Source organism: Providencia sp. PROV255, from assembly GCF_028478065.1.
GTDB lineage: Bacteria > Pseudomonadota > Gammaproteobacteria > Enterobacterales > Enterobacteriaceae > Providencia > Providencia rettgeri.
On sequence record NZ_JAMPMI010000011.1, the window covers coordinates 179,432 to 193,189 of the forward strand.

At 36.8% G+C, this 13,758-nt stretch carries 13 protein-coding genes; all 13 read right to left on the reverse strand.

What is annotated here, in order from left to right; all coding sequences use genetic code 11:
• Window positions 1–7 precede the first annotated feature (7 nt).
• On the reverse strand, window positions 8–1,597 hold the full coding sequence (locus tag PR725_RS14125; RefSeq protein WP_272569476.1) for a hypothetical protein: 1,590 nt from the start codon (window positions 1,595–1,597) through the stop codon (window positions 8–10).
• A gap of 44 nt (window positions 1,598–1,641) precedes the next feature.
• Window positions 1,642–2,745, reverse strand: a complete 1,104-nt coding sequence (locus tag PR725_RS14130) for an IpaD/SipD/SspD family type III secretion system needle tip protein (protein ID WP_272569479.1) — start codon at window positions 2,743–2,745, stop codon at window positions 1,642–1,644.
• A gap of 2 nt (window positions 2,746–2,747) precedes the next feature.
• A complete protein-coding gene (locus PR725_RS14135) occupies window positions 2,748–3,908 on the reverse strand; it encodes a hypothetical protein (RefSeq protein WP_272569481.1) in 1,161 nt (386 codons plus the stop codon).
• Between the two features lie 18 nt (window positions 3,909–3,926).
• Window positions 3,927–5,882, reverse strand: coding sequence for a type III secretion system translocon subunit SctE (gene sctE, locus PR725_RS14140; protein ID WP_211889015.1), 1,956 nt, complete (start codon window positions 5,880–5,882; stop codon window positions 3,927–3,929).
• A gap of 12 nt (window positions 5,883–5,894) precedes the next feature.
• The gene (gene sicA, locus PR725_RS14145) at window positions 5,895–6,410 is read right to left on the reverse strand and encodes a type III secretion system translocator chaperone SicA (RefSeq protein WP_416143295.1); all 516 of its coding nucleotides are present in this window, start codon (window positions 6,408–6,410) and stop codon (window positions 5,895–5,897) included.
• A 115-nt stretch (window positions 6,411–6,525) separates the two neighbouring features.
• Window positions 6,526–7,629 (reverse strand): EscU/YscU/HrcU family type III secretion system export apparatus switch protein, encoded by a 1,104-nt coding sequence (locus PR725_RS14150; protein WP_110731494.1) that lies wholly within the window; start codon window positions 7,627–7,629, stop codon window positions 6,526–6,528.
• A 21-nt stretch (window positions 7,630–7,650) separates the two neighbouring features.
• Entirely contained in the window at window positions 7,651–8,445 is a 795-nt protein-coding gene (gene sctT / locus PR725_RS14155) for a type III secretion system export apparatus subunit SctT (RefSeq protein ID WP_042851467.1), read from the reverse strand.
• A complete protein-coding gene (gene sctS / locus PR725_RS14160; RefSeq protein ID WP_004266181.1) occupies window positions 8,442–8,714 on the reverse strand; it encodes a type III secretion system export apparatus subunit SctS in 273 nt (90 codons plus the stop codon). Before sctS ends, sctT begins: the two co-directional genes overlap by 4 nt.
• A 13-nt stretch (window positions 8,715–8,727) precedes the next feature.
• Window positions 8,728–9,384 (reverse strand): EscR/YscR/HrcR family type III secretion system export apparatus protein, encoded by a 657-nt coding sequence (locus tag PR725_RS14165; RefSeq protein ID WP_272513474.1) that lies wholly within the window; start codon window positions 9,382–9,384, stop codon window positions 8,728–8,730.
• A gap of 10 nt (window positions 9,385–9,394) precedes the next feature.
• Window positions 9,395–10,327, reverse strand: a complete 933-nt coding sequence (locus PR725_RS14170; RefSeq protein ID WP_110731495.1) for a FliM/FliN family flagellar motor switch protein — start codon at window positions 10,325–10,327, stop codon at window positions 9,395–9,397.
• Window positions 10,328–10,329: 2 nt separating this feature from the next.
• Window positions 10,330–12,033, reverse strand: coding sequence for a SpaN/EivJ family type III secretion system needle length determinant (locus PR725_RS14175; protein WP_211889017.1), 1,704 nt, complete (start codon window positions 12,031–12,033; stop codon window positions 10,330–10,332).
• On the reverse strand, window positions 12,005–12,460 hold the full coding sequence (locus PR725_RS14180) for a hypothetical protein (protein ID WP_004266186.1): 456 nt from the start codon (window positions 12,458–12,460) through the stop codon (window positions 12,005–12,007). Before PR725_RS14180 ends, PR725_RS14175 begins: the two co-directional genes overlap by 29 nt.
• Complete coding sequence (gene sctN, locus PR725_RS14185; protein ID WP_109912323.1) at window positions 12,460–13,752, reverse strand: type III secretion system ATPase SctN; 1,293 nt, start codon at window positions 13,750–13,752, stop codon at window positions 12,460–12,462. The genes PR725_RS14180 and sctN overlap by 1 nt, the downstream gene beginning before the upstream one ends.
• Between the last annotated feature and the right edge of the window lie 6 nt (window positions 13,753–13,758).

The following is a 13,758-nucleotide window of genomic DNA, read 5'->3' on the forward strand; positions in this document are numbered from 1 at the left end:
ATTCACCTTAAGACTGCTTAGCATAATCTAATTTTTCATTTAAATTACGTGTCATTAACCCTTCTGCAGACAATACAACTTTAGCATTGCCATCAATATAAGATGTTCTATAGTGAGAGGCATTTTTAATGGCCAAAAACGATTCTGTCTCTGCCGGTTTGGTTGATTTCTCCTGCACAAGTTCTCTGTTATTAGTCAGTTTCACACCCTCAGGGACTTTTTTATCTATTAAGTAACTGCCGTAATGGCTACCAAACTTAGGTTTAATATCCATTGGTTGGTTACTTTTACTGGCTAATTTAACCGAGGATTTAAACCGCTCTTCAATCGATTTCATGGCGTCTTCTTCCTCAACAGATAAAGGCTCCCCGTTAAGACTTTCTAGATGAACATTCGATTTAATTATTTCAACCTTTTGGTCATTCTGAGTGTCGCTATTAGAGGAATCGTAATCTGGCACAGGCTCTGTTTCTCTTGTATTCAATCCCCTTTGTGGTGATGTTACGTTTCTATGTAATAAAGGTTCATTAACATCAAATGGCTTATCATTTTCATGTGTATTTGATGAAGGGAGCTCTTGTTCTGTACTAACATCAGCTCCTTGATAAGAAACCTGCTCAGCATTCTTACTCAATGGTGAGCTAGCGTAATTATTTATTATAGTTGTTGTATTATAACTATTTGCAACCGTTCTAGACGGGTTCGCTACTAATTGACGAGTTAAACCATCAACCTCATCACTTGGTAATTTATTGTCAGAGCTTTCCTGTTTCACAGATTCCGTTAAATTCATTTTGACTTTTAACGGCATAATGATGCCTATTTTTTTCTCTATGCTACGAAATATATTATTTAATTGCTGATACTTATCGCCATACTGATTAGCAGGAACTTTATTATATTCCATTATTAATTTAGAAATATCACTGTCTAGCTGTTCATTTGCTTCTGTGACTAAAAACTTATCTACTGAGTAGCTTTGAACTTCATTATCAGGGAAATATGCAGTTAATTGCTGTTTAATTGCCGGGGAAACATACTTCTCTTGGTAACGTGTTACCAAGTCATTATTCCCTTTAGTTAATAAAAAATTAGCAAGTTGCGTATCTACCTTTTCCTGTTGACTATTTAAAATATCTTTAACATTTTTATCTTTACTTAAATTTTTTGTACTTATACTTTTAACTAACTCTGTCGCTGCAGAAAGTAATGCTCGTGGTATTTCTTGAGGCTCAAATAACGTCAATACTACCAATGCACTTTCAGGTCTATGGTTTATCTCCTGCTGTAAAGTACAGCCATGCCCCCCAGCATTTAATGCCTTCTCGACCATCTCATAAGTAATATAACGATCAGAAGAACTAAGTAGTTGTGTAATTTCTTCTATTTGTTGTTGATGGTTACTTGCATGTAATTCATTAACATCGCCAGAGATATTAATTTCATTTTTAATATTATTCTTAGGTAATAAACTTTCTGTTCCCGATGGGATAATTTTATTTAGTTGATTAGAAAACCCACTGCTAATTTTTTGATTATGGTTAATATTATTAATGCTAGTCTTACATGGGCTGTGAATGGATGATATTGACATCATAAGTTATCCTTATAATAAACGATTATTAATTTCTTTTATACATGTTAAATATTAACTAAACCGCTATTATATTGGTTTAGTTCTTGAATTAATTTTATCAATAACTGAGTTAATGTATCAAAGTGACTATTATCTTGGCGAAAAGTCTCTAATAATCGAGAAACAGAACTATTAACTGCATTTTTTTGAGCATCAATTGCTGTTTGCAGGCTTTGCACAGTCTGAGCCATTAATTCCACGCCTGCAGTTTTCCAGCCGTTTGTCGTATCCTCAACATCATAAATCGCCGTCATAATTTCCTTGAGTGGCGTAATGTCTGGGTAAATACGAATAACTCTCTGACCGTATTCTCCTCTTATGCCTACACGAAAACCTTGGCCATCAAGCTTTTTTTTCCAAAAATTAAATGCTGAATCACTATAATCCATTTCATATATTTTTTCAGCACTACTGTCAGATTCAGACCAATTCTTGTAGTAATCTCTATTATCATCATCAGCATCTGTCGTCAGAGGTTTATCTTTTTTTAGCTCATTTAGTCTTACTTCTTTATGATCTGTATATTTGTTAAAAAGTTCATCGAGTCTATCTAATAACTTGACGCGCTGAAATTTTATTTTTCCATCATCCCCTGCTTTAATATATTCGGATATTTTACCGAGAGCGGTATTAACATCCTGCATATATTTTGTGGATGATTTTATTATGTTTCCAAAATCTTTTTGATAGCCACTATTAATATTTTTTATTATTTTTTCAACCTGACCAATATGGCTTCGTCCATCTTCAATCGACCGCGACCGTGATGAATAAGCTGCCGCACCATCGGGTAATGTCGCGAACTCGTCAGATAACTTTATTAATACTCTAGAGGTGTTGTCCCCTGATATTTTCAATTCTCGGATTAAAGCATTTGCCTGTTCAGAAATATCGTTTAGCTGCTCAAAAACAATATTAGTTCGTTCTATAGGCTTGGCTATTTCATCACATAATTGCTCATAATAACTGACAACTTGTTGATAGATATCCAAATTAGGATCAATCGCAACACCTTCCCCTATAGGGGAAGGATTATTATCAATTAAACCGACATTATTTACGCGCGAAAGCTGAATATTTGCCAACAGGTTCAATGATGTTGTACTCATTATTACCCTCGTATTGCAGATTGGAATGTACGCGTTTTAGAATCACGAATATCCCTTAAAGCTTCATCCATTTTCTTCAACAATTCCGTACTTTCACTCATTGTTTTCTCTGCATTTTCAGAGACTTTACGTGCTGCTGATGAAGTTTCCTGTTCTATCATCGCGCTAGCACTTTCCGCTTTAGCTCCAGCTTGTGATGCCGATCCTGCCATATTTCCTGCACTATCGGATAAACGAGCCCCTTGCTCTGCTACACCACGTTTCACACTCTCTTTAGTGACAATATTGTTATGATCATTAAGCTGATTTTGGCCATGAGCTTTCGTGCTATCTGCTGCATTTTGCATATTTTTCGCAACTAACGTTTTCTGCCCTGCTGTTGCTTGGTCAACCATCTCAATAGTACTACCGTCCTTACCTCTAAGTACGGTACTTCCGTTATTTTTTCCAGTTAGTTCAGTAACTTGACCGTGAAGCTTATTACCCGAATTAGTATTATTCACACCCGCTTTTAAGTTAGCGTTTATCGATTTATTTTGCGTATGCAACGATTTCGCTTGGAATGCAGCACCTAAACCACTGATACCTAAGGAGACGCCAAAATTAATCATGGCGCTCTCCATCATCTTTTTTCCTTCTTTAATGGTGGATGCGGCGGCTGCCTCCACCATTTTGCCACTTAAGATGTTAAATGCGGCATTCAATTGGCGGTCTGAGATTTTAATTTCGGATGCAACTTTGCGGATAAGTTTTGATATTTCAACAATGATCTCACTGCTCATAATACCAATATATTCACTTGTCTTTGCAGAGCCAATGCTCTCAATCACTTTTTGTTCTGCATTTTCAAAAATATGATGTAACTCATTAGTGAGTTTAGGAGGACATGCACTTAACAGTATTGCCGCCTTTTCTATTTCGTCTGAATCAAGTTTTGATAGGGCACCCATTAATTGTTCTGGCATTATTTCACCACTCGATGGTGACTTTAATACCGGCTTATCTGAAAATTCTGCGAATGTTAATTGTGGCAAACTTGCTAAATTAATTTCTTGTCGAGCTGCTGGATGAGTTGAAACAAATATCTCTTTTTTATTTCCTAGTGCTTCAGCACTAAAAATAGCTTTATTGGCTATTACGGGTTGTGTCGTAATGGCTGTCATTTAAAATTACTCCTTAGTTTACGCAAAGCGTGCGGTATTCATCATATCGACTTTACTTTGGCTCGATTTTTGAAGACCATTAAGCATTGATACGAACATTTCATCAAACTGCTCATAGTTTTTCGACATAGCTTGAATTAATTGGTTAAGTAACTCGGTAATCGCTTCGATAGCAGCGTTATTTAGCATCATACCGGCGAGCATCTCTTTCATTTTTTCTCCCATTGATGCTGCATACACATTTAATCCCCCTGTTGTTGCTGCACTTGCAACTGTAAGCCCTGCATTCATACCTCTTGCAGAAACTTCTAATTTGGCCATAGCGACACTTGGATTTTTGGTGTTTTTTGCCGTTTCACCAACTTGCTTAATGGCTTTAGTGCCATCAGCTACCGAATCACTTGCTTTTGTCGTTTTGGTTGCAACGTTACCCAATGCATTCATTAAGCTTTTTGGCATTGATTTGACGGTGTTTTTCAGTATGCTTCCAGCATTTTTCAGCAAGAGTTGGGCCGCACTTTTAACGGTATTAGCAATATTTTTAACCATTGACCCCATAGAAAGTAACGAGAAAGCTAAGAATGCTATCGCAGCAACAATCATTCCCACAATGCTACCAATCTGCTTCGCTTTATCTTCATCGACACCAAAGCTGATCAACACATCCGTTACTGCTGAAGAAATTTCATTGGCAAGCATCTGCATTAAGCTCCCGTGCCCTGTTTCTTCCAATACAATATCTGCAACCGCCATCGAAATACCAATAGCAGCTATTGCGAGTGTTAACGGTGCTGCCGTTCCAAAAGAAGCGACGGTGGCGATCACTGAAACAGCTAAAAGTACATAACTAAAAACTTTACTGGCACAAGATGCCGCTTTATTGGCTTCAGCCGCTTTGCGCTCAGATTCCGCAGCCTCTTTTGCTTTTTTATCCGAATTTTTCCGAGAAGCTTCATTGATTTCCGTCATCACTGCTTCTTGCTCCTTCATATTACGAATAGAGTCTTCATTCATGACTTTTTTAAGCTGAGCCGTCAGCATCGTTAAAAGCGATAATGTGTTCTCCCATTTATCACCATCAACCTCAACAGGCCTGGGGGCTGTTTCGATAAATGCATCCAGTTTTTGGCTCGCATTACTAGAAATTTTTAAAAACTCATACTCTTTATCTATTAGAGCTTCATAATTATTTTGAAGTTTATCGACATTTTCAGTTAGTGTTTTAACCTTAGCCTTCAATAAACCTGTTGTACCTTCTAAACCATCTCGTTTATTTTTTAACTCATCGAGCTTGTTGGTAAGTACTTCCACTTGCTTTTTAATATTACCTTCTTCGTTATAAATTTCTTCCGTAATAGACTTATCAAACGTATTTATTAGCTCTAGTCGTTGTTCACACTCACTTAATTTTTTCTGTGTATTCGTAATTTCTTTTATGTTACGTTCTACAGGAGATTGATGTTCCTTTAGTGAATCTAGGGCATTTGCCAATTTAGTTTTACCTAAATCTAATTGGTCTTTAGCTTCGCCCCGTTGATTTTTAATATTGGCTGCTTCTTCTGTAGAATTTGCAAAAGAATCAAGTAACGCCTGCCCTTGTTTTCGTAAAGCGGTTGACTCAAGGTTTAAAAGCTGTAATCGATTATTTAATTCACCAATATTGCCTTCATGTAACAACCGACGTATTGTCGCAAATGTTTCAACCAATAAAGCCGTTGCATTAAATGTTTGGCCTTGTGGAGATGACTGAGTACTTAACCTAGCCTTTGCCATCACAGGTTTACCCAAGCGAGGTGAGCCTTCTATCTGAATTCGTTTTGCTTGTTCACCCGACACTAACTCTCTACTCACATCCTCTAACGCTAAAACTGATTTTGTAATATCTTCACTTAGCTTTAATGGGTTATTACCTTGTAAAAAGGTATGAATATTCTTTATTCGCTCACTATTGCCAAGATTTGTAATATCAACCATACGATAACCTCGTTATATATTAGAGTCTGTTAAATCAGGACTTATTTCAGAGTCCTTCTTTAATGCACTTAAATAGATTTGCGATTTGTTTTGCAAGTCCACATCAGAACTACTTTCTAAAACACTTTCAAAACAGTGAATCGCTGCACTACTTTTTTTCATCATTAAATTACATTGCCCTGCATGAAAAAGTGGGCGGTAATCATTTTTAGCCAATACAAATGCTAAGGCATATAATTCTGTTGCTTTCGCATATCGCTTCGTTAATTGATAGACGGCAGCAAGGCCCATGACATAATCTGTATTATAGAAATCATAAATACTTAAAAATCGAAAAAAAGTTTCTGCTTCTTTTAATTTACCTTGTTGATAGAATTCGTATGCATAAGAATAAATGCCATCCATCGTACTCTGTGGAATACCGTGTATATCTTTATAAGTGGCACCATCCATTAATGCAGTAGTAATATTGTCAAGTAATTCTTCCATATCCATTTGTTGAAAATTGTTTGTTTCCGCATTATTCATATATTTACCTTATTGTTGATATGCAATGCATAACACATACTTTATGTTTGCATCATAATTAACCGGCTTGGTTCTTTCTTTAAAAAAACGATTCAAGTAACAAATAAATCATTAATTAATGATTGTTATTTTTTTGTGAATGTGATTCATTCCCCCCTATTTTTTCCAATGCGCTATCAATATCAACTCCCATTTTTACTAATTCGATACGGAATAACCAAGATATTATTTGCATAACATCCTCTAATCCTCTTTCATCGATAAAACTGTCATTTTTATATGAACGCCATATTTGCCTTGCTAGGACTATGTCTCTAATAACAGGAATACCTTGTTGTTCCGCGTATTTAACAATTGCTTTTGCTTGCGAACCTTTACTTTTAGAGAATAAAAAGGGTAATGGTGCAATATCCGAATCATAATAAATAAGTAATGCAATATGCGTTGGGTTTGCCATTACGAATGTTGAATTACGAACGTTTGACTTAACCTCTTCCGACAGTAATTCCTGATGCATCCCTCGGCGTGCACTTTTGATATGAGGGTCACCCTCATTATCTTTATATTCCTTTTTGACCTCTTGCTTTTCCATTTTTAAGTTTTTAATATACAAAAAGAATTCAGCTATTGCGTCAACCAATATAATTATTAGAGCGACAGCAAGAAAAACAACAATAAATGTTATACACAGACTAACCCATTGACTAATCATTCCATTTATCATCGTTCTGTAGAGCATAAAAATATCTTTGCGCCAAACAATAAAAAAGACTAATGTTGATACAATAAAGACAATTAAATACAAGACAGCCTTAATTAATTCCTTCAATGAATTCAATGAAAATATTTTTTTAAACCCTGCAATTGGATTTAATTTTGCAAAGTCGAGTTTAATAGCTTCGCTAGCTAATCTAAAACGACTTTGTAATAAAGAAATTATCGCACCAGATAAAAAACAAGCAAATAACACCGGTAAAACAACGCTTAAAAAGATAGTGAAAAATTGCCAAAGTAATGCATCAATTTTTATCTCCGTTGGATGTAAAAATATTTTACGCATTAACCCACCGAGCTCATATAAACTAGAGAGCCCTTCTATCACAAATGCACTAACTACTAGCACAATTGCAGCAACACTATCTTTACTTTTAAAACTTTGTCCTTTCTTTGCTGAGTCTTTGATTTTTTTATCGGTAGGCTTCTCTGTTTTTTCAGCCATAACTATTTATACTCATAGCAATTAAGAGGAAATAAATACATCTCGTAGTGGTGAAATTGAAATCATATTCACTAATATGTCAGGAACTTCATTATGGAAATAAAGCAGAAATACACAAAATGCGATGATTGATTTTATTGCCAAAGATAACGAAAATGCATTTAGTTGAGGGCAAAAACGGGAATATAACCCTAGAGCGACCTCTGTAATAAATAATGTCACTAATATTGGAGCTGTCAAAACAACACCATTAACAACCATTTTATTTAACCACTCCCCTAAGGGGAGGCTATTAAATGAAGTAAATCCATGAGCAAAGGGTAATAATTGATAACTTTGTGCAAATATATTAGCGAGTTGATACATGCCTCCCTGAGCTAAAAACACCATACAAGTAATATGACTCAATAAAACTGCCAGCTCTGATGCTTCTGAACCACTCGCCGGGTCGACAATACTGCTAATCGTTTCACCACGCTGTGCATCGATTAACTCACCAATAACATTAGCTATCATAAAAGGTAAAGCTAATATCAATGCTAATACGAGCCCAATCGAAATTTCATAAATAAAGACATCAACGAAGTTAATTTCATCCCATTGTATGGCATGAGAAGAAAAAAAAGGCCATAAACCTAACGCAATATACGCCACCACACAGTTTTTAATAATTCCACCATTGAGCAGTTTATTACTTAAAAAAGGAAGTAAAAACATCACTGGTGCAATTCTCAGCCAAGCTAACGCTATTTTTATCAACCCCTCTTGAAAGACAAAATAGAGTGAGGACATCAGCGATAGCATTTCCTGGTTCATCCGAATAGCCCAATAGCAGGGATCGCTGCACTTAAAGTTTCTAATGCAAAATTCATCACTTTATCGGCTAACCAACCTGAGATCATAAAGAGCGAACCAAAAACCGCTAATAGTTTTATGCCAAAAGGTAATGTTTGTTCTTGAAGCTGCGTGACGGTTTGCAGTAACCCTACCAATAACCCCACAGTAGTAGCTACTATCACGGGTATTGCTGATAATAAAACGATTAATAGCATCGTTTTATTACTTAAATAAACGATTTGATCCATAGTATTATTCGCTTTAATGCTGTGCTAATTCAATGTATTGCATTACCAATCCTTTAGAAATCAGCGACCACCCATCGATTGCAACAAATAGAATTAATTTAACTGGGATCGAAATTGTCACTGGGCTCATCATCATCATACCCAGCGCCAATAAAATGCTGGAAATAACCAAATCAACCACAACAAACGGCAAGTAAATATAAAAACCAATTTCAAAAGCCGATTTAATTTCGCTTAATGCATATGCGGGTAACAAAGAAAATAATGTAGCTTCACCCTCATCAGCCGCCACTTCCTCTTCGCTTCGGCCTTGTTGTATTGATTCAAAGAAAGTGACTAACTGCGGGTCTGAATATTTTTTCAAATAAGCTCTGTATCCCCCTAGTCCATTCTCAACAAAATTATCGATTGATTGAGCATTACTAAAATCAACCGGCTCTTGCCGCATATGATTATTCACATCCTGTAATACTGGCATCATCACGAAAATAGAAAGTAGCAACGCGATACCATTTAATACCATAGTAGAAGGAACTTGTTGAACCCCCATCGCATTACGTACCATAATTAATACAATCGAGATTTTTAAATAACAAGTGCCCGCAGCAATAATAAATGGCAATAATGTTGAAAAGGCGATAATTACTAATAATGGAATTCCTTCTGGTATTGTTGGCATATTAAACTCTTTTATCACCTAAACTCACAATATGTGTGATTTCTAACCCTAGCTCATCACTATTGCCAATATAAATAAGTTCCCCTTCGGCTATAAGTTGTTTGTTGGCATAAACTTTAACTTCACGTTCTTTATTTTCACCAATAGAATAAATATAACCAGGCTCCATCTTTGAAAGCTCATCAACAGTAATATCGGTATGGCCTAAAACAAAGGTTAATTTAATATTCATATCTTTTACATTAAAGGGACGTACAGCTTCTTGCACTTCATCTTCTTCAGGAAGTACACATTCACTTTCATCTTTTGGCGCCACTAATTCTTCAATCATAAATAGTCCTTCTTCTTGCTTTTGATATCGTGCTAATGTCTGTCCTGTAACAGACATATTTAACTGTAATTGTTGGATACTCAGCACATCTCGTAATTCTATGGTTTGCAAAAGTTTGGCGCTAATATAGCTATATCCCAATATCCAATCAGCTTGCAATTTTAAATGGCCAACTATCTGATTCGTTTGTTGTTTTTTTTCTAAACCTTCAATTGGCTCTGCTAATAATACTTCCCCAAGGTGAGTCTCCTTGACGATTAACCAAGGCTGGTAGTTAATACGCATATCATCAACTATCTCGACAGATTCACAACGGAAATCCTGGGAGAAAAATGTAATTCCGATATATTCAGAGGCAAATAATTCGCATAACTGATTGGTTGATAATAAATTCCATGCATAATGAACGAGTTTAGGCCAACGATAATGACACCAACTTTCAACTGCAACTAATGCGTTTATTTTCTGTGTTTCACTCACAAGCGATAATTTGAAATAAGGAATACTGCGGTTAGCTTGCTTTATTTGTGCATTAACTAGGTAACATTGCTGCCAAATTTTAAGTTGTTTTTCTTGAGAACTGATCCGTCGAATCTTCAACATAATTAATCTTCTTCTTGCTGTTGGTCATGCTGCTGTCTGTTTCGCTGCTGCTGGCGTTCATCTTCACGTCGGATCTGCACGCTGCTTTCATGGTTCAATAAATGTTTATTTTCATTCAATGCCAACTGGACGTCTCGGCTCGCTGTCGAAGCAATGAACTCCCCTTTAGATGCCAATTCAAATGTCACTGAGGGGCTACTTTGCCACTGATTAAAGGTATAAGTGAGACTACGCCCCATCGATTTTGGCTGTTTGTCTTCACCTAAAAGTGGATTATTTTCCATGAGTTCTGGCGCTTTATGCACCTCTTGCTTCTGTTGCACAACCTGTAGTGGTACAGACGGTCGCATTGCCTCATTTAATGTTGTTGCCATGATATTGGTAGAAGGATCTATTTCTTCTACAGATGAAATTTGTGAAGATGTCGCCGCCGCTTGCGCTTCATTAGAGAAATGGTGTGTAGGTTTTTCAGATAATGAAATCTGCTTATTATTATCTAAAGCGGTGATCCTCTGTGATGCTGCCGGCAGCATAAAGGGCTCCTTTTCTGCAATAACGAACTCAAGCTGTGCGTCAACATGATGAGCGCTATTATCTTTAATACCTTGCTTAATACCCTGTTGATCATCCACCTGATGGAATACTAACTGCTGCCCCAGAAGGGAAGAATTATTTTTTAATGCCCCATCTTTCAATCGGTTATTTGTTCGAGGGAACATATTTAATGAAGTGGTATCAGATGAACTAATTGGTCGATGATGAATTGGCTTTAATAGCTCTTGACCAATTTCCTGTGGATTTACGGATTTAATTACGGTTTTTTCTGCATGTTCAATATGTGGTTGTTCAGTTTTTATCTGTGGTTTTAACTGTTTTAATGTCGGCCTTAAAGTATTCTTAGACGCTAACTCCGCCAACGAACTTTCTACATTGAGCTGAGTCTTTTCACTTAATTGAAATTTATTTTTTTCGTATTGAACTGAATTATCGCTAACTTTTCCCTTTGCTCGCTGCGGGATATTCTGTAATGGAAAACCAACCATCATAGTGTTATATAATGGAGTCTCATCTTCGTCAGTAATATTCTGTTCAGCTGAAATGTTCGGCGTCATCGGCAAGTTATTATCAACGGTAGGTGTGCTAGTAATGAGATTAGTATCAAAGTTATTATCAGCTACTAGGTTATAAGAAATTTCAACTTGGTCCTCAGTAAGTGAATTACTCTGTAATTTAATATTCGCATTATTATCTACGATTAATGCACCTACATTTTCGGCTTGGTCCATAGTCGTCAAATGAGGCAATGGGTTAATATCTAAATTATTGTGCTCCGTAAATAGATAGTGATTTATTAACGGCTCGGTCTCTTTAATATTTAATTCTTTGTTTTGTTCTACCGTTTGGTTGCCTTCACCAATATATGCGCTTTCTTTCCAGGTAATCAGTTCTTTCGCTAAGTCGCTAAATTGCGATATTTGTTGCATAGAAGAAAGAGCTACCGGTAGAAAAATAGATATATCCTTTTGTTGATTTTGACTTTTATGATTGAACAACTTCATCATATTTTTGTCACTCACTAGCTTCGCCATTTTTTTTGTTATATTTTGATGGCTAAATTCAGTGGTATTATATGTTGATGACATTGCTTTTCCCTCGATAACTACATGAGGTACTTTGTCATTTGAGCTCGCTTTTATTACTGACATGTACGAATAACTCCTCAATTTCATTTTGTTGCTGAAGTTCTGATTTTAACCTTCTTGCTATACGTTGCTGCTTGAGATAATTTCGGAATTTCTCGCACTTATTGCGTAAAATAAATGCTCGTTTAGCAATTTCAGACTGCAGTATTTTATTTTTTGATATTTCAACGGCTAAGGTTTCTATTTGAAATTCAAATTGAGCAATTTCGGATAGAACCACAGCCTTCAATCGCTGCCGTTCCCAAAAAGCGATTCGGCTTAATTCTTCTGATTTTTCATAAGATGTGGTCTGTGTCGCCAGAACTAAAATACGCTGGCGAATATCCATACATTGTTGTTGCTGTTGCTTTATTATTGAATTTAATTGCGATTGTTCTTGTAATGTCCGGTCAAAACGTCGCTCAGTTAAAGCCAATAAATTAGAAATCATTAAGACGCCAATTCATTGAGAATGTTTAACATATTGTCGAAATTCATTGGCTCATCCATGGCTTGTTTTAAGAAACCTTCAATTTGCTCTTTTTTATCTAAAGCGCGGTCATTTTCATGGCTTTCTCCACGTTGATATTCACCTAACTCAAGGTAAAGCTGAATTTGCTCAAGCCTTGAGATCATGTCACGCAAATCAATTGCACACCGACGATGTTCCGGTGTAGTCACTTTTTGGAATACGCGGCTGATACTGTGTAAGATATCAATCGCTGGATAATGTCCACGTCCGGCCAATTTGTGACTCAAGTAAATATGGCCGTCCAGAATTGAGCGAATTTCATCACCAATCGGGTCAGCTTCTTCTTCACTTTCTAATAACACCGTATAAAAAGCGGTAATCGAGCCATGTTTTAGTTGCCCTGGGCGTTCCAACAACATAGGAAGCTGTTCAAAAACAGAAGCAGGATAACCACGCCTAGCAGGTAGTTCTCCGGTAGCCAAAGCTACGTCTCGCAACGCACGCGCATATCGAGTCATAGAATCAACGTACAGCAATACATTACGACCACAGTCACGAAAATATTCAGCAATCGTAGTCGCAAGTAACGCGGCATTACATCGCTCAATTGGTGGGCTATCTGAAGTCGCATAAATTAAAATGGTCTGTGCTGCATGAGGTGACTCTTTTAATTCTTCAATAAATTCAATAACCTCTCGACCTCGCTCACCAATTAAAGCAACGACATGAATATCCGCATGAGCATGGTTGATGATCATGTTCATTAATGAAGTTTTACCGCTACCTGCAGCGGCGAAAATACCAATTCGCTGACCTAAGCCACATGTCAGTAAGCTATCAATGGCACGCACCCCTGTTACCATCGGTTCAGCAACAGGCCGCCTTTGTGTAACACTCACTGGAGGGCTATCAATGCGCAGTAATTTCGTATTGAGTAACATTGGCTCAGAAAAGTTTTCACTCAACGTACCAACTTGTTCACCTGCCGCATTAAAAATTTTACCTGCTAAATGTTCACCCACTTCAAATACAAACGGATAACCGCTCGGGCGAATAACCACTTCTCGTGTTAAACCTTGAGCACGACCGATTAGACTCAGTACCGTGAGCCCTTCTTTAAAACCAACAACCTGTGCTTTGGCAATAACATTTGGCTGCGCAAGAGAATGCTCAATAAAACAAATCTCACCAATAAATACGCCTTGTAGTGGGGCTTCAATTAGGCACCCATGAATGCGCGCAGGATGCGCGCAGAGATCAAATAACTTCATAATAGA

Bases quoted from the DNA above. Each gene is read 5' to 3' on its own strand.
- PR725_RS14135 (WP_272569481.1), bottom strand. From the start codon at position 3,908: ATGACAGCCATTACGACACAACCCGTAATAGCCAATAAAGCTATTTTT.
- sicA (WP_416143295.1), bottom strand. From the start codon at position 6,410: ATGAATAATGCGGAAACAAACAATTTTCAACAAATGGATATGGAAGAA.
- sctE (WP_211889015.1), bottom strand. From the start codon at position 5,882: ATGGTTGATATTACAAATCTTGGCAATAGTGAGCGAATAAAGAATATT.
- sctS (WP_004266181.1), bottom strand. From the start codon at position 8,714: ATGGATCAAATCGTTTATTTAAGTAATAAAACGATGCTATTAATCGTT.
- PR725_RS14130 (WP_272569479.1), bottom strand. From the start codon at position 2,745: ATGAGTACAACATCATTGAACCTGTTGGCAAATATTCAGCTTTCGCGC.
- PR725_RS14180 (WP_004266186.1), bottom strand. From the start codon at position 12,460: ATGATTTCTAATTTATTGGCTTTAACTGAGCGACGTTTTGACCGGACA.
- PR725_RS14150 (WP_110731494.1), bottom strand. From the start codon at position 7,629: ATGGCTGAAAAAACAGAGAAGCCTACCGATAAAAAAATCAAAGACTCA.
- PR725_RS14125 (WP_272569476.1), bottom strand. From the start codon at position 1,597: ATGATGTCAATATCATCCATTCACAGCCCATGTAAGACTAGCATTAAT.
- PR725_RS14175 (WP_211889017.1), bottom strand. From the start codon at position 12,033: ATGTCAGTAATAAAAGCGAGCTCAAATGACAAAGTACCTCATGTAGTT.
- sctN (WP_109912323.1), bottom strand. From the start codon at position 13,752: ATGAAGTTATTTGATCTCTGCGCGCATCCTGCGCGCATTCATGGGTGC.
- sctT (WP_042851467.1), bottom strand. From the start codon at position 8,445: ATGAACCAGGAAATGCTATCGCTGATGTCCTCACTCTATTTTGTCTTT.
- PR725_RS14170 (WP_110731495.1), bottom strand. From the start codon at position 10,327: ATGTTGAAGATTCGACGGATCAGTTCTCAAGAAAAACAACTTAAAATT.